This is a genomic window from Shewanella phaeophyticola, from assembly GCF_025398315.1.
GTDB lineage: Bacteria > Pseudomonadota > Gammaproteobacteria > Enterobacterales > Shewanellaceae > Shewanella > Shewanella phaeophyticola.
The window spans coordinates 596,537-611,604 of the sequence record NZ_JAODOQ010000001.1 but is presented as its reverse complement, the minus strand read 5'-3'; the positions used below and the strand labels follow the sequence as shown (position 1 = coordinate 611,604).

At 41.4% G+C, this 15,068-nt stretch carries 9 protein-coding genes and 6 pseudogenes; 3 read left to right on the top strand and 12 right to left on the bottom strand.

All coding sequences use genetic code 11. The features are described from left to right. Nucleotides 1-103: 103 nt before the first annotated feature. The 4 genes and pseudogenes from N4T56_RS02900 to rpoE all read right to left on the bottom strand — a co-directional run bounded on the left by N4T56_RS02900 (nucleotide 104) and on the right by rpoE (nucleotide 2,965). Nucleotides 104-526: a SoxR reducing system RseC family protein gene (locus N4T56_RS02900; protein ID WP_261732151.1), complete on the bottom strand. Its 423-nt coding sequence runs from the start codon at nucleotides 524-526 to the stop codon at nucleotides 104-106. Between the two features lie 252 nt (nucleotides 527-778). Further along, entirely contained in the window at nucleotides 779-1,711 is a 933-nt protein-coding gene (locus tag N4T56_RS02895; RefSeq protein ID WP_261732150.1) for a MucB/RseB C-terminal domain-containing protein, read from the bottom strand. Nucleotides 1,712-1,750: 39 nt separating this feature from the next. Beyond that, nucleotides 1,751-2,359 carry a sigma-E factor negative regulatory protein gene (locus N4T56_RS02890; RefSeq protein WP_261732149.1) on the bottom strand — a complete coding sequence of 203 codons (609 nt, stop codon included), beginning with the start codon at nucleotides 2,357-2,359 and terminating at the stop codon, nucleotides 1,751-1,753. A gap of 26 nt (nucleotides 2,360-2,385) precedes the next feature. Beyond that, a pseudogene (gene rpoE / locus N4T56_RS02885) lies at nucleotides 2,386-2,965 on the bottom strand (RNA polymerase sigma factor RpoE). A 233-nt stretch (nucleotides 2,966-3,198) separates the two neighbouring features. On the opposite strand from rpoE, the pseudogene nadB reads away from it, so the two are divergent. After that, nucleotides 3,199-4,817: pseudogene (gene nadB / locus N4T56_RS02880) on the top strand (L-aspartate oxidase). Between the two features lie 287 nt (nucleotides 4,818-5,104). Here nadB and N4T56_RS22640 read toward each other — a convergent pair. The 5 genes and pseudogenes from N4T56_RS22640 to nhaA form a co-directional block, all read right to left on the bottom strand. Then, nucleotides 5,105-5,584: a protein YgfX gene (locus tag N4T56_RS22640; RefSeq protein ID WP_390904002.1), complete on the bottom strand. Its 480-nt coding sequence runs from the start codon at nucleotides 5,582-5,584 to the stop codon at nucleotides 5,105-5,107. Next, a pseudogene (locus N4T56_RS02870) lies at nucleotides 5,565-5,812 on the bottom strand (FAD assembly factor SdhE). The gene N4T56_RS22640 and the pseudogene N4T56_RS02870 overlap by 20 nt, the downstream one beginning before the upstream one ends. Before the next feature lie 89 nt (nucleotides 5,813-5,901). Then, nucleotides 5,902-6,824: pseudogene (gene nhaR, locus N4T56_RS02865) on the bottom strand (transcriptional activator NhaR). 119 nt (nucleotides 6,825-6,943) lie between these two features. Continuing rightward, nucleotides 6,944-7,330 (bottom strand): hypothetical protein, encoded by a 387-nt coding sequence (locus tag N4T56_RS02860; RefSeq protein ID WP_261732148.1) that lies wholly within the window; start codon nucleotides 7,328-7,330, stop codon nucleotides 6,944-6,946. Next, nucleotides 7,317-8,501 (bottom strand): Na+/H+ antiporter NhaA, encoded by a 1,185-nt coding sequence (gene nhaA, locus N4T56_RS02855; RefSeq protein WP_261732147.1) that lies wholly within the window; start codon nucleotides 8,499-8,501, stop codon nucleotides 7,317-7,319. Before nhaA ends, N4T56_RS02860 begins: the two co-directional genes overlap by 14 nt. A gap of 205 nt (nucleotides 8,502-8,706) precedes the next feature. Between nhaA and N4T56_RS02850 the strand changes: the two are divergent. After that, nucleotides 8,707-9,557 (top strand): annotated as a pseudogene (locus tag N4T56_RS02850) (thymidylate synthase). 346 nt (nucleotides 9,558-9,903) lie between these two features. Here N4T56_RS02850 and N4T56_RS02845 read toward each other — a convergent pair. From N4T56_RS02845 to rppH, 3 genes and pseudogenes are all read right to left on the bottom strand, one after another. Further along, nucleotides 9,904-10,704: a sulfite exporter TauE/SafE family protein gene (locus N4T56_RS02845; RefSeq protein ID WP_261732146.1), complete on the bottom strand. Its 801-nt coding sequence runs from the start codon at nucleotides 10,702-10,704 to the stop codon at nucleotides 9,904-9,906. Between the two features lie 65 nt (nucleotides 10,705-10,769). Beyond that, nucleotides 10,770-13,008, bottom strand: a pseudogene (ptsP, locus tag N4T56_RS02840) (phosphoenolpyruvate--protein phosphotransferase). A 24-nt stretch (nucleotides 13,009-13,032) separates the two neighbouring features. After that, nucleotides 13,033-13,551: an RNA pyrophosphohydrolase gene (gene rppH, locus N4T56_RS02835; RefSeq protein WP_238102616.1), complete on the bottom strand. Its 519-nt coding sequence runs from the start codon at nucleotides 13,549-13,551 to the stop codon at nucleotides 13,033-13,035. Nucleotides 13,552-14,371: 820 nt separating this feature from the next. Here rppH and mutH point away from each other — a divergent pair. Beyond that, nucleotides 14,372-15,040 carry a DNA mismatch repair endonuclease MutH gene (gene mutH, locus N4T56_RS02830; RefSeq protein ID WP_261732145.1) on the top strand — a complete coding sequence of 223 codons (669 nt, stop codon included), beginning with the start codon at nucleotides 14,372-14,374 and terminating at the stop codon, nucleotides 15,038-15,040. Nucleotides 15,041-15,068: the final 28 nt, after the last annotated feature.

The following is a 15,068-nucleotide window of genomic DNA, read 5'->3' as shown; positions in this document are numbered from 1 at the left end:
CCTAAGAAGGGTTAAAATACGATGTTTATGGGGGTAATTATAGTGCGAACGGGGATTAGTTAAAGCTAGATTTTATGGTTAACTAGTCTAACTCAGGGCTTATTTAGCCATGATTAGCACTAATAACACCCACTTCTTGGCCTAAATAGGCGATGATCACAGGCGACGCTTGAGCTTCTAGCTTTGCGGCTAGGCGCTTTCCGATAATCCATGCAATTGAAGCACCGATGACCGCAAACACCATAGCTGATGTATTGGTATTTATATCTAATCCTAGCGCAAGGAGGTGACCAAACGCCGCAAACACAAACAAGCCGAGTAAAGGCAATAGATACACTAATGCCGCAGCTTTGATGATAACGCTTTCAGGTAAACCAATTTTAAGTAAATCGCCTTCATGGCAAGGTTTATTTGCCGGTAATGAAAAGCGCTGAGTTTTTACTGAAAACGCTTTGGCGATGGTTGAGGTTCCGCAATTTTCGCTACTCGCACAATGATTACAGGCGCTTTTTAATTCAACTTCCACAGTAGCTCAGCCTTGTTGATAATCAACCACACGGGCAATTTCTTCCATCATTGATGATTGTGGCGCTGTTGATTGGCTCATAAATAAAACCTATTGCTTGAGATAATTCAATATTAACACAAAGTGAAATAACACCGTAGCGCCTTTGAGTAACCTAGGCCGGTATCTGGCAGACAAAAAGAAAGGAAGTATAAAAAGAAATAATGGGTTAAAGCATCATGGTAACCATCATACTTTAACCATTTAGGTAGGCTATTTTAATACCAAACTGTTGGCTATTCGCTCTAGCGTTTCAGAGGGGACTTTGCCAATGGCAACGACCTCAAGCCCCCCGACTTTCACTACAACCATTGATAAACCGTTACGGGTCAGTAATTCATTAGGCAAAGGGTTTTCGCCGGAGCGAGCAACATAAACTGATACATTTGCTAAACCGTCGGTTAAGGCAATATATTCAACCGGTTCATGAATGCCAATCAATCGATGATGGTCACGAACAACCACGTCAAACCCTTGCGGTAACCAAGTAAACTGCCAATTTTTACCGTCAGTACGCTCAGCTTGATTGATCACTGCTGGCCAATCTTGCTTAGCGGCTTCGATTAAAATATTAGCCGGCTCAGACAGTTCAAATAACTCAACCACCATAGTTTGTTCAAGCAGTTGCTTTTCTTGGTTTAAAGTGTCAAATCGTAACGGTAAATATGTTTCCATATCGACCCAAACTTGCGCATCGTAACGATTTTCATCTTTTGCCAGTAAGCGGATCATTTGTCCAGGGCGTCCAGCGATTCGGCTACGGCCACCAATAACAAACTGATAACCTTGCTCCAGTTGGCTAATATCGCCAGCTAAAGCCGCAGGCCACACCCCTTGTATACGCGGAGCACTGACACTGTACGCGGGTTGATCATGTTCGATAAAGGTAACTCGACTACCAACACGAATGGCGTTTTTAGGCGGATCATTAAGGTATTCAAGCAATGCAACCTCTTGATTGTCGACAATACCATGGATATACACCAACGGGCGTATATGATCAGCTTGGAGTTGAATAATAGAAACTTTGAATTGCTTATCTCGCATAGCCTGGCTCAAATTTTTAAGCCAAGCTTTTGCAGATAAATCTTCTTCAGCGTGTGTAGAAAAGGTTAAAACTAACAGTGCTAGCAGGATAAGGCGCAAGCTAACTCCTAAATTGATAAGCCAAGGTTTAGCTGCAGATTATGGATTAATCGCAGCATCTTGATTGCTATTTTCGTCGATAACGACACCAGGATTCAAGCGCTGTTGCAACATATGGTCCTGAATATAAGCATTAATTCGACGACGTTGTTCAATGACTTGATCGTTTGAATAATTCTGCTGATTCTGCACCGTACCGGTTTGATAACTTACAGGAGACACTGTACCCACTAAAGGACGTGTGGTTAATACCGGTAATGGTGACTCTGCATCATTCGTTTGATTGTAAGACTGCACACCCACAATCGCGACCATAGCAACTGTCGCGGCAATAGCATATTGGCCAAACTGTTTGAAAAATGGCACTACATTGCTGGTTTTAGCTGCTGGGGCAACATGTTCCGCTAGCTCAGTTTGCTGAGTTTTAGGGGCAATAATTGTTGGTTCAAGGTCAATTGCTGCCATGATGTTAGCAGAAAGATCTAAGTCAATGGCCTCAGGCAATTCGCCGCGCATCGTATCACCAATCATGTGATAACGTTGCCATTGTTCATGTGAATCAACGTCAGCAGAGAGTTGCGCTAATGTTTTATCATCGGCTTCACCATCAACTGCTGCAGATACCCACTCTTGACTTGATTTAAGCATTATTCACCTATTTAGCGTTAAGGCAGTTACTTTTCCAGCAAAGGCTGGAGCTGTTTGTCGATTGCTTCACGAGCGCGGAAGATACGTGATCTAACGCATTCCGACCGGACAATCCATGATATTGGCAATATCTTCGTAACTCATACCGTCTAGTTCTCTAAGCGATATCGCCATTTTTAATTCTTCAGGCAATGTATCGAGCGTATCAAAGATCACTTTACTCATTTGATCTTTCATTAATAAACGCTCTGGTGATGCAAACTCTTTTAGCGCATCACTACCTTCGTAATATTCTGCATCTTCAACATCCACATCGTTTGCAGGTGCTCTGCGCCCTTGTGAAGTAAGATGGTTTTTTGCGGTGTTTACCGCAATGCGGTACAACCAAGTATAAAATGCACTCTCACCACGAAAATTTGCTAACGCTCTATATGCTTTAATAAAGGCTTCTTGTGTTACATCTTGCACATCCGCTTGGTTGCGAATATAACGAGAAATCAAACTCATCACTTTATTTTGATACTTCAGCACTAACAGGTTAAATGCGTTTTTATCGCCTTGCTGTACTCGCTCAACTAATTGTTGATCACTATATTGTCCACTCATCCGAGCCGACTACTCCTAAATCTGTAATACTGATTTCTCAGTCGCTCGAATCCTGTTCATATAAGTAGACTCACTGATATGAAAAAAGTTCGATGTTGAATTAAAAAAAGTTAATTAATTTGAGATAAAATAAAATATCTCGTTAAAACCTCAATAAAGCTCGCTGTAAAAGTACCCAGTTAAGGTGATTTGATTTACTATTATCAAACCACTTGGCTATACCATGATACCTGATGAAACAAGCAGTTGAACACCAATCTGACATTTTGGTCATCGGCAGCGGTGCTGCAGGACTGACTTTAGCATTACATTTAGCTGAAAAATCAAAAGTAATTCTTCTTTCTAAAGCGCCTTTATCAGAAGGTTCGACCTTATATGCACAAGGCGGAATCGCATCTGTGTTTGATGAAGGCGACACAATTGAGTCTCACGTCAGTGACACTCTGATTGCTGGCGCTGGATTATGCGACAAATCAGTCGTGACTTACACAGCTGAAAACGCCAAAGGTGCCATGCAATGGCTCATTAATTGCGGCGTTGCATTTGATAAAGAAGAAAATAACACTGCTGATAGCTCTGCTTCAATGCCTTATCACCTTACACGTGAGGGAGGCCACAGTCATCGACGTATTTTACATTCTGCCGATGCTACGGGTAAAGCGGTACAAACCACTTTGCAAGAGTGTGCATTAGCTCATCCCAATATCACTGTTCTAGAGCGTTATAACGCCATCGATTTAATCACTACACGCAAATTACACCGGCCAGGCAACCGCGTACTAGGTGCTTATGTTTGGAATAGAGATGAAGAGCATGTCGAAACGGTCAAAGCAAAATTTGTTGCTTTAGCCACTGGCGGCAGCTCAAAAGTATATCAATATACTTCAAACCCGGATATTGCCAGTGGTGATGGAATTGCCATGGCCTGGCGTGCAGGATGCCGTGTTGCCAACATGGAATTTAATCAATTTCATCCAACGTGTTTATTCCACCCTAATGCCAGAAACTTTCTCCTCACAGAAGCATTACGTGGTGAAGGCGCTTATTTACGTCGCCCTGATGGCAGCCGCTTTATGCCAGACTTTGATGAACGTGCAGAGTTGGCGCCTCGCGATATTGTGCAACTCGTGCTATCGATTATGAAATGAAGCGTTTGGGTGCAGATTGTGTTTATTTAGACATTAGCCACAAACCTGCGGACTTTATTATTAAGCACTTTCCAACCATTTATCAGCGATGCCTTGAGTTAGGTATCGATATGACGAAAGACCCCATCCCTGCGGTACCTGCCGCTCACTACACCTGTGGTGGTGTGATGACCGATTTACATGGTCAAACCGACATCAACGGTTTGTACGCTATTGGTGAAGTCGCCTACACAGGTTTGCACGGTGCTAATCGCTTAGCCAGCAACTCATTATTAGAGTGTTTAGTGTTTGCGCGCGCCGCTTCACACGACATTGAAAGTCAGCTGCATAAAATTGCTGCGCCTTGCACATTACCGGCATGGGATGAAAGTAAAGTGAGTAACTCGGACGAAGAAGTGGTCATTGCCCATAACTGGCACGAGTTGCGCTTATTTATGTGGGATTACGTTGGTATTGTGAGAACTGATAAGCGTTTAGAGCGCGCATTACGGCGTTGTTTAATGCTGCAACAAGAAATTGAAGAGTATTATTCAAACTTCCGTGTCAGCAATAACTTATTAGAGTTGCGTAATTTAGTTCAAGTAGCTGAGTTGATCATTCGCTGCGCGATGGATCGCAAAGAGAGCCGTGGGTTACATTATAACATCGATTACCCAGAGCAATTTGACAACCCTAAACCAACCATTTTACAGCCTGGACGCTAGGGTCTGTTGATCTTTCAAGGTTATTTTTGCAGCGAATTGTTGGCCATTACTCATATACAACTGCAAGGCAGAGACTTTGAGGTGTAGTTATTCTACATAAAAAGTCGATAACGCAGTAAAAATGGCCAACAAACGCTGCCCGAAGGGTTCGGCTAAAAACGTTTTACTCTTTGTTGAATGATTCTTTGCAAATAAAGAGTTGCTTAGATTGCTAGGCATCAATCCATTCGCCTCGATTAAAACGTTTTTAACTCGAACAAAATTCAAACAGCAAAGATCAACAGACCCTAGGTAATCTTAAGTTGTAATAATAACCGGCACAGAATGCGATATTCTGTGTCGGTTAACATATCATGCCATACCCACAATATTCGCCGATCTCCCGAATGAATATCTTGTAAAAATATCATGCAAAATAAAGGATTCACTAGCGCCCGACGACAAAAATCGACAAGATAAGTTTGCGATGAATGCTCAACAATCTGAGCTGAGCCACGTTTATCAAGACTAAAAATACACTGCCAGCGGGTTAATTTTCGCCAACAATAAACCATTAGGCATAAGGTCAATAAAACGAGGAATAATTGTGCATAAACCAACAATGATGATTCCAGGTTTGGCCACGCAAGAAAACTGCACAGTATCACAGCAAAAAAACACACGAGGGCTAAGCGGGACAAAAACGACGCACTCAACCCAAATTGATGAAGATGAGTGCGGGGAGAAAAATTAGAGACTGGAACGGGCTTAAGGTTCGGCTCGACCACGGACTTTAACTACCATCGCGGCAAGCTGCTGATCAGGGCATTGTTCATGACCATAAACCAAGCAAATAACTCTGGGTCTTCGCATTCTAACAAGCGAATAAATGTTTGCTTGTCGGTATCAGCTAATGCTTCATAGTGCGCTTCAACAAAAGGTTGAAACAAGACATCTAACTCTAACATTCCGCGACGGCATGCCCAGCGTACACGAGCAATATTCATTAATTCCAACACAAATCTCCTGATGTCTATATCACAAATATACCAATCATATTAACAGCCTAAAGCGTAAAAATGGCCAGAGAAGATCCCGATAGGTATTAGTTTATACGGTGTTCAAAATCTTGTACTTGGCGATCTTTACCCGCAAACAAGTCATCAAAATCAGTCGCCAGTAACGATTTAACTGACGGATGTTGAATCATTCGTTCGGCAAACATCACATGATATTCTTCTTTAATATCGGTCGTTTCACCAAGTAAAACCATTCCTTGCGACAGTATATCATGACGATAAATAGACGGTGCGACAAAAATGCCCCGGTTAAAATAACCAAATGCTTTCATCATTTCGGCATCATCAAACTCACCTAAAATATTCACATCGAGGTTTTTTTCAGCAAACCAGCCATGTAATTGTTGTCCAAGTGAGGTGCGTTTACTCGGAATAAGTAATTTATACTCCTCTAAACATGCAGGAAATGGCAGCGTTGATGGTTGCGCCGCAAAAAAACTGATGCCACATTCACCCAATTTTTTTGACAAAATCTCAGGAAACTTTAATGAGCCACCGGCGCAATCAGATAAAATCATATCTAATTTATGCCCTCTTAAGCGCTCAATTAAGCTTTCGTGTGTAGACTCATAACAGGCCAAGTGTACCGAACCATCACTTGGGATCACCGTTAATAACACTCGGCTCACGAGTGCTTTCGATAACGCATCTGCAATGCCGACTTCAAACAACAAAGAGTTATTTTTTTGATAATTGAGTAAGTCGAGCATTTCATAACTCAAACTAAACATTTTATCGGCATAACGAAACACCAACTCACCCAACTCTGTCGCTTCTAAATTGCGCCCAACTCGTTTAAACAAGCTCCCTTTTAAACGTTCTTCTAAGGCGCGTATTTGCCCTGTAATCGTTTGCGGAGCAAGACATAATGCTTCGGCGGCTTTGGTCACTGAGCCTTTTTTTGTACCATCCAAAAATAATACAGGTGGTTATAATTTAAATGCTGCATACCATTCAGAAACCTAAAAAAATTATTAATCTACTATAACAAATAACTCACCGAACCCACGCTAAAAATACTGACATAAAAAAACGCAGCCAAAAGGCTGCGTTTTGATAACTCGATAGTTATTTGGGGCGTGGGCAATCTAATATTGTTGTAATAACGCTTTCTAGCTCATCACTGTTACTCACATTTTTCAACGCCACTTGCTCCGCTAGTGCCGATACCACTTCTGACTTAACCAGTATATGGCTAGAGCAGTAATTAACATTGGCAGTTTGGTAACGCTTACCTGCACGATATTTAAGGGCTCGAGACTCATAATTATTCGGATCGATACGTTTTTTAGCCTGATTGTCACGATACATCAATGCGCCATCAACCACGCCCTCAAGATAACTTTGGCATGTTGCAGATTCTGCAGACTCCAAGCAAACATCAAATGAATTTGCCGACGCTGGAATAACAATAACACTCAACAATAATCCTAGAGATAATTTAATTAGTTTCATGGCTTCCTCCTGAATTAGGCAGTACTTTGGCTAACCAAAAATAACCAATCAGCGCTGCAAATAACGAACCTGTTAAAATACCTAACCTTGCATAATCACCAAACTCTACAGGTGAATGTTCAAATGCTAATGACGAAATAAACACCGACATAGTAAACCCAATACCACACATCACTGCGACAGGGGTAATATGTCTCCAGCCAATACCGGGGGGTAATTCAGCTAACTTCAGTTTTACCGCCACATAACTAAATAAAAATACTCCAATAGGTTTACCTAACATCAAGCCCATAATGATCCCCAGAGTAATCGGTTCTGCAAACGATTCGAATGACATATTGGTCAATGACAAACCTGCGTTAGCAAATGCGAATACCGGAAGAATTAAAAACGTACTCCACGGATGTAGCTGGTGTTCTAAATGTCCTGATGGTGATGTGCCATCTTTTGCTCGTAACGGGATACAAAATGCAATGATGACACCAGCTAAGGTAGCATGAACACCAGACTTTAATACTGCAACCCACAAGATAAATCCAACTAAGGCATATGGCGTTATAGAGGTTACCCCTTTTCGATTCAGCGCCACCATCAAAACAATAGACACTGCAGCAATAATTAAACTGGTCATTGATAAATCAGTGCTGTAAAACAGCGCAATAATCACAATAACACCTAAATCATCAATAATTGCCAAGGCCAATAAAAACACCTTTAACGCCACAGGTACTCTATTGCCCAGCAATGCCATAATCCCCAAAGCAAACGCGATATCTGTTGCTGCAGGAATAGCCCAGCCGACTTGGGTTTCTGGGTTAGAATAATTAAATGCTAAGTAAAATAGCGCCGGGAATACCATCCCACCAATCGCCGCAAACGTCGGTAAAGAAGCTTTAGCAACACTCGACAGTGCCCCCTCTAACAACTCACGTTTAACTTCGAGTCCAATCAATAAAAAGAATAACGCCATTAAGCCATCATTAATCCATAACAATAATGGTTTATTGATATCCAATTCGCCGACACGTAATTGAACTCCTGTACTCAATAAGCCCTGATACAAATCAGCTAAAGGCGAATTTGCCAATATCATTGCCAAGGCCACCGCGACCATTAACAAAATACCACCGGCAGACTCTTGGCTTAAAAAGTTTCTAATTGCACGCTCCATATGACACTCCTAAATGAACAATAGATTGACTTTATCGCATCCATTCAAACAATAATAATCGATTGTTTCTCACCTTAAACTCGGTATTTCCGAGGTATTGATAATTTTTAAGGTAACACACCTCACAATTAAACATTTCTTGTTTACAGATTTGAACGCCTTGATTAGGTATAATCACATTAAGCAAAAAAAGGAATTGAAACAAATGAAACAGTATTTAGATCTGTGTAAACGCATCGTCGACGAAGGACAATGGGTCAATAATGCCCGCACCAACAAAAAGTGTCTCACGGTAATCAATGCCGATTTAACTTATGATGTTGGCAACAATCAATTCCCACTGGTTACTACCCGCAAAAGTTTTTGGAAATCTGCCATTGCAGAAATTCTAGGTTATTTACGCGGCTACCAAAATGCAGCTGATTTTAGAGCTCTTGGCACCAAAACATGGGACGCTAACGCTAACGACAACCAAGCATGGTTAAATAATCCTAATCGCAAAGGTCAAGACGACATGGGGTTAATATATGGTGCCCTTGGACGCGCTTTTCCTAAGCCTAGTGGCGGTCATGTCGATCTGCTTAAACAAATTGTAGAGGATTTGAGCAATGGCATTGATAACCGTGGAGAAATATTAACCTTTTACCATCCTGGCGCATTCGATCTGGGTTGTTTACGTCCTTGTATGTACGAACATCATTTTTCGCTCCTAGGTGATACCTTATACCTAAACAGTACTCAACGCAGCTGTGATGTGCCATTAGGGTTAAACTTTAATATGGTGCAAGTGTATGTACTGTTGGCATTAATGACTCAAATAACCGGCCATAAGCCTGGTAAGGCTTATCATAAAATTGTTAATGCGCATATTTATGAAGATCAATTGGCCTCATGCGTGATATTCAATTAACCCGTGAGCCATTTGATCCACCAAAGTTAATCATTAATCCAGAGATAAAGAGCTTAAAAGACATTGAAACCTGGGTCACATTAGATGATTTTAGTGTTGAAGGTTATCAACACCATGACGCCATTCAATACCCATTTGCGGTATAAATAGACTAAAAGTCAACGCCCTTGTTATAACTTAGGGTCTGTTGATCTTTCAAGGTTGTTTTTGCAGCGAATTGTTGGTCATTACTCATATACAACTGCGCGGCAGAGACTTTGAAGTGTAGTTATTCTACATAAAAAGTCGATAACGCAGTAAAAATGGCCAACAAACGCTGCCCAAAGGGTTCGGCTAAAAACGTTTTACTCTTTGTTGAATGGATTTTGCTTAGATGACTAGGCATCAATCCATTCGCCTCGATTAAAACGTTTTTAACTCGAACAAAATTCAAACAGCAAAGATCAACAGACCCTAACAAGGGCGCTTATTACTCGTCATTTATTCATTGAATTAACTCAATAGCAGTTTCAAGCCAACCACCACGAGTAAACAGGCAAAAATCTTTCTCAATACCGGTGTCGGCCATGTGCTAGCCGCTTTTACACCAAGCGGTGCACACAATATCGAGCTAATAATGATTCCACCAAGGGCAGGTAAATAAATAAAACCAAACGCCCCAGGAGGTAGATTAGGAGCATCAAAGCCCGCAATCACGTAACCAATCGTGCCAGATATGGCAATAAACATTCCGGTTACCGACGAAAAACCAACAGCTTGGCGCATTTGTAAACCGCAATAACATAAAAATGGCACCAACAATACCCCGCCGCCAATCCCCATCAAGCCAGCAATTAACGCGATCAAAACAGAAACCGTAAACAACACCATAAACTTAGGCATTTCGTCGCCGGTTTTCACTTTTAGCGGAAACGCCATTTGTATGGCCATTAACACCACAAAAATCGCAAAGGTTTGTTGTAAGTTAGCTGACGATATTTGTTCTGACACAAATGCTGACGCTAACGACCCCACTACAATACCGGGCATAATGGGCTTAAATAACTGCCATGGCACATTGCCACGTTTATGATGTGCAGTTGCTGAAGACATTGAGGTTAAAATGATTGATGCCAACGAGGTCGCAATGGCAACATGAGTGAGTTGGGTAACGCTAATGCCAACAGAAGGTAATATATACAATAGTGCTGGTACAATGATAAGTCCGCCACCAATGCCAAGTAATCCGGCAAAGAAGCCAACAACAGCCCCAAGAAATAAACAAATAATAAAAACCTGTAGCATACTATCCATGACGATATCCTTATTTTTAGTTTTTAAACAATATGCTACATATTGGCTAATTGACTTGATCCATCTTATGGATTAATCAAATCGGCTAGGTCATGTTGCTGTAAAAACTGGCCTAATAATGTTCGCACTTGTTGGCCGTTAGATTGACATAACACAGTACTTAATAATTCAGATAATTCTTGTTGCGATACCCGTCTGAGTAGATAGTTGATTCTGGCCAGACTGGCTTGGTTCATACTGAGCTTATGGTAGCCCATAGCCACTAACAACAAAGCACCATAAGGTTCGCCTGCTAACTCGCCGCAGACACTCACATCTAAATCATATTGTTTACACTCATCAACGGCCATTTTAAGGGCGCGTAAAATGCCGGGATGATAGCTATCAAATAATGAACTCACACTGGGGTTGTTACGGTCGACCGCCAGTAAATATTGGGTTAAATCGTTACTGCCTACAGAAACAAAATCGACTCGTTTTGCCACATCGTGTAGTTGATACAATAATGCAGGTACTTCAAGCATCACCCCCACTTTAGGTCTAACTAAAATGGTATTGAGTTCTTGGTTTAATTCAGTAAAAGCTTGCTCAAGATACGTTAAGGTTTGGTCGATCTCATCTAGATTACTCACCATAGGCAGTAAAATTTGTAATTGATTGCCCTTTCCTGCTGCTTGCAGCATGGCTCTGAGTTGTACTAAAAACAATTCAGGATGATCAAGTGACAAACGGATACCGCGCCACCCTAAAAACGGGTTATCTTCTTTGATCGGAAAATAAGGTAAAGGTTTATCACCGCCAACATCCAAGGTACGCATTACCACAGGTCGCTCGCCTGCTGCACTTAGCACTTGTTTATATACATCAATTTGCTCGCTTTCACTCGGAAAGCGTTGATGTAACATAAACGGAATTTCAGTACGGTATAAACCAATCCCGTCGGCCCCTTCAGCAATTTCAGATGCTATGCCACTGAGTAAACCGGCATTAAGATATAGCTGGATCCCTTTGGCCATCTGTGGTCACCGATGGCAAACTTAGTTCTGCAGAAAATTGCTTTTGTTTTTCAACATCAGCATCAAGCAGTAATTGATATTCTTCAATGACAGCCGGTGATGGCGACACGAGTAGCTGACCTCGTGTGGCATTAAGCACTAATAACTTTTGATCGATGTCGGTCGACAATACATCGTCCATACCAACAATGGCAGGTACACCCAATGCGCGAGCTAAAATGGCTGCATGGGCATTTACACCACCACGTTCGGTAACAATACCCGCAAGCTTTTGGCGAGGAAACTCAGCCAATAATGTGGCATCGACTTCTTTAGCAACTAAAATAACCGGTTTGTCAGACTCAACTTCTAAGCGACCTGGCTCAATTAATTGGCGTAATACTTTTTGACCAAGCTCGCGAATGTCGCTTGCCCGTTCTTTTAAGTAGGGATCTTCCATCGCCAGAAATTGATCGATATAGCGAAGTGACACACGACTGACAGCACATTCAGATTGCCAACCAAGTGCGACCTCTCGAGCATACTCCCCGCCTAAACTTGAGTCTTCAAGTAGCAACAAAAAAGCAGTAAAGATAGACGCTACATCACCAGATTTTTCGCTCTCAAAACGCTGAGAAATAGCCGAAAGCATATCTTTACAACGTTGCATGGCTTGCTGAAGTCTAAGCAATTCAACATCAACATCATCACAATGACGTTCTGGTTGCTCTAGTGAAATAGCACCACCGAGCACTAAGCCGTGGGCAATCGCAATACCACTTGAAGCGGTAATCCCATTAAACATCACTTGATGTTGCACATTAGTAATGGCGGCTTTGTGTTTTAGGCTTCGAACAACCACGGCAAGTTGAGCCGCTAATGTCATTAAAAAGGCTTCTTCGCTCTCACTAAACTGCCTTGCGTCGGGTTGTTGCACCACAATGACGCCGACAACCAACTTTTGAAAAATAATCGGTACAGCCAAGAAGGCGCGATAATCTTCTTCAACAGCTTCAGGGAATAGTTTAAAACGCGGGTGAATACGTGCATCAGCCAAGTTTACGGCTTCTTCACGCTGGGCAACTAAGCCAACAAGGCCTTCAGATAATGGCATGCTGACTCGGCCGACGGCGGACTTTTCAAGCCCTTCAGTGGCCGATAGCACAAGGTTTTGTTGCTCAAGGATATAAATAGAACAACAATGTGTCGCCATCGCAATGCGCGTTTGCGACACCAAAATATTTAATGCACTCTCCAAACTGTTGGCTCTTGCAACCGCTTGAGTAATATCCCTGAGCATGTTTAACACGGTTCCAATCCCCTTTGAAATCAGTTAACTCCGTTGTTTGCTTCGTTTTCTATTAAATTCGCGCGTTTGCAGCGCTAATGTCGTCGATGCGAACTCTTTCATTACTTTTCTATATACATCGCGCTTAAAAGACACTACCTGACGCACAGGGTACCAATAACTCACCCAACGCCAATCATCAAATTCTGGATGACCAGAAGAATTTAAATTAATGGTATTATCGTGACCTTTTAATTGTAGTAAAAACCATTTCTGCTTTTGGCCAATGCAAACAGGTTTGCTTTCTTGGCGCACCAAACGCTTGGGTAATCGATACCGTAACCAAGAACGAGTGGACGTTAAAATTTGTACATGCTCAGGTCTCAGTCCCACTTCTTCGTAAAGTTCGCGATACATGGCTTGCTCTGCAGTCTCGCCATCATCTAACCCACCTTGTGGAAACTGCCATGAATGTTGGCCAAAACGTCTAGCCCACATAACTTGTCCAAATTTATTACAGATAATGATGCCCACATTTGCGCGAAAGCCGTCGCTATCAATCACATGGACTCCAAAATTAACCAATTTTATATCGTCTGATTGTTTCACAAAGCATGCCTATCGGCAAACCTCTATTTATTGTGGATAATTGAATAACAATGTTAACAAAGCTTATTTATCAACAGTTGTTATGTTTTCTCCTGTAGATTATCCACAAAATCTGTGGATATCTCTGTTCGAAACTTTGGTAAAGCTCAATTAGTGGGTAAAAACCAACTGATATTGATTTAATAAACCGTCCCGAATAATAACAATAAATGGACTAAATACATATACTTAAAATAATTCAGTATATTGGTAATATCTGGATCGCTTAGATCGAACAAAAAAACAACGACTCTAAATAAGATCAACAACTCATTCTAGTACGTCAGAAGTTATACACAAATAACAAGGCGTTTTTTAAAATAAACCAAAGAAAAAGCTGTTTTATTGCGTTGACTTGCCCTTTTTAATCAGTTAAAGACAATTGTTTTTACAGTTATCCATTAATTCTGTGGATAACTGTGTGTGAAATACTAGGGCAAAACGAGAGTAACTTGGGACAATTCAATATTAAAAACAGCAACGATTTATAAAAACAAATTAAAACATGAAGTTATAAACTTATTCAATCAAAAAGTTTTACCCAAAAATAATGCGTTTACTTTTTGAGCATTAACACTAATGCCAGTAAACTTGTTATTATTAACTAATACTTGCTAGCATACCGCCGCATATTTTCGCACTTACCATAATGTCATTCGCAGCTGCATTAACCAATCAGTATGTAAGAACAATGCAATATGGCTACATAACATCGATTAAAGGTAATGGAAGTGACATGGCTAAATCCTCGCCTAAAGACATTAATGAATTAATGCTAAGAGCACATAATATGGCCGGGATCCGTCTTGCTGACATTGCGATGGACAATCAAATCGTTGTGCCCGACAACCTTAGGCGTGATAAAGGTTGGGTTGGCCAACTTATTGAGTCTGAATTAGGTGCTCTGGCAGGCTCAAAACCACAGCAAGACTTTATTCATTTAGGCGTTGAGTTAAAAACCATCCCTATCGATAGTAGAGGTAAACCGCTTGAAACCACTTATGTCACAGTCGCTCCACTAGTCAACATTCAAGGGCTAACCTGGCAAGACAGCGTGGTGTATCACAAGTTACAACAAGTATTGTGGGTACCCGTCGAAGGTGAACGCAGTATTCCTGTCGGCGAAAGACGTGTCGGCACTCCCATTTTATGGCAGCCCAATGTGCAACAAGCACATCAACTCCAGCAAGATTGGGAAGAAATAATGGAGTTAATCGCTTTGGGTAAAGTCGATAAAATTACAGCCCGACACGGAGAAGTATTACAACTGCGCCCAAAAGCGGCCAATAGCCAAGCATTAACTGAAAGCATTGCAGAAGACGGCAGTATCCAATTATCTAATCCGCGTGGTTTTTATTTAAAAATCGATTTTACCCAACAAATTTTAAATAATGCTTTTGGCTAAATTAACATTTTAGCGTTAATACAATCAG

What these genes read in the sequence shown, in the direction of transcription:
- nhaA (WP_261732147.1), bottom strand. Translation starts at nt 8,501, where the DNA reads ATGGAGCGTGCAATTAGAAACTTTTTAAGCCAAGAGTCTGCCGGTGGT.
- N4T56_RS02860 (WP_261732148.1), bottom strand. Translation starts at nt 7,330, where the DNA reads ATGAAACTAATTAAATTATCTCTAGGATTATTGTTGAGTGTTATTGTT.
- mutH (WP_261732145.1), top strand. Translation starts at nt 14,372, where the DNA reads ATGGCTAAATCCTCGCCTAAAGACATTAATGAATTAATGCTAAGAGCA.
- N4T56_RS02845 (WP_261732146.1), bottom strand. Translation starts at nt 10,704, where the DNA reads ATGGATAGTATGCTACAGGTTTTTATTATTTGTTTATTTCTTGGGGCT.
- N4T56_RS02890 (WP_261732149.1), bottom strand. Translation starts at nt 2,359, where the DNA reads ATGCTTAAATCAAGTCAAGAGTGGGTATCTGCAGCAGTTGATGGTGAA.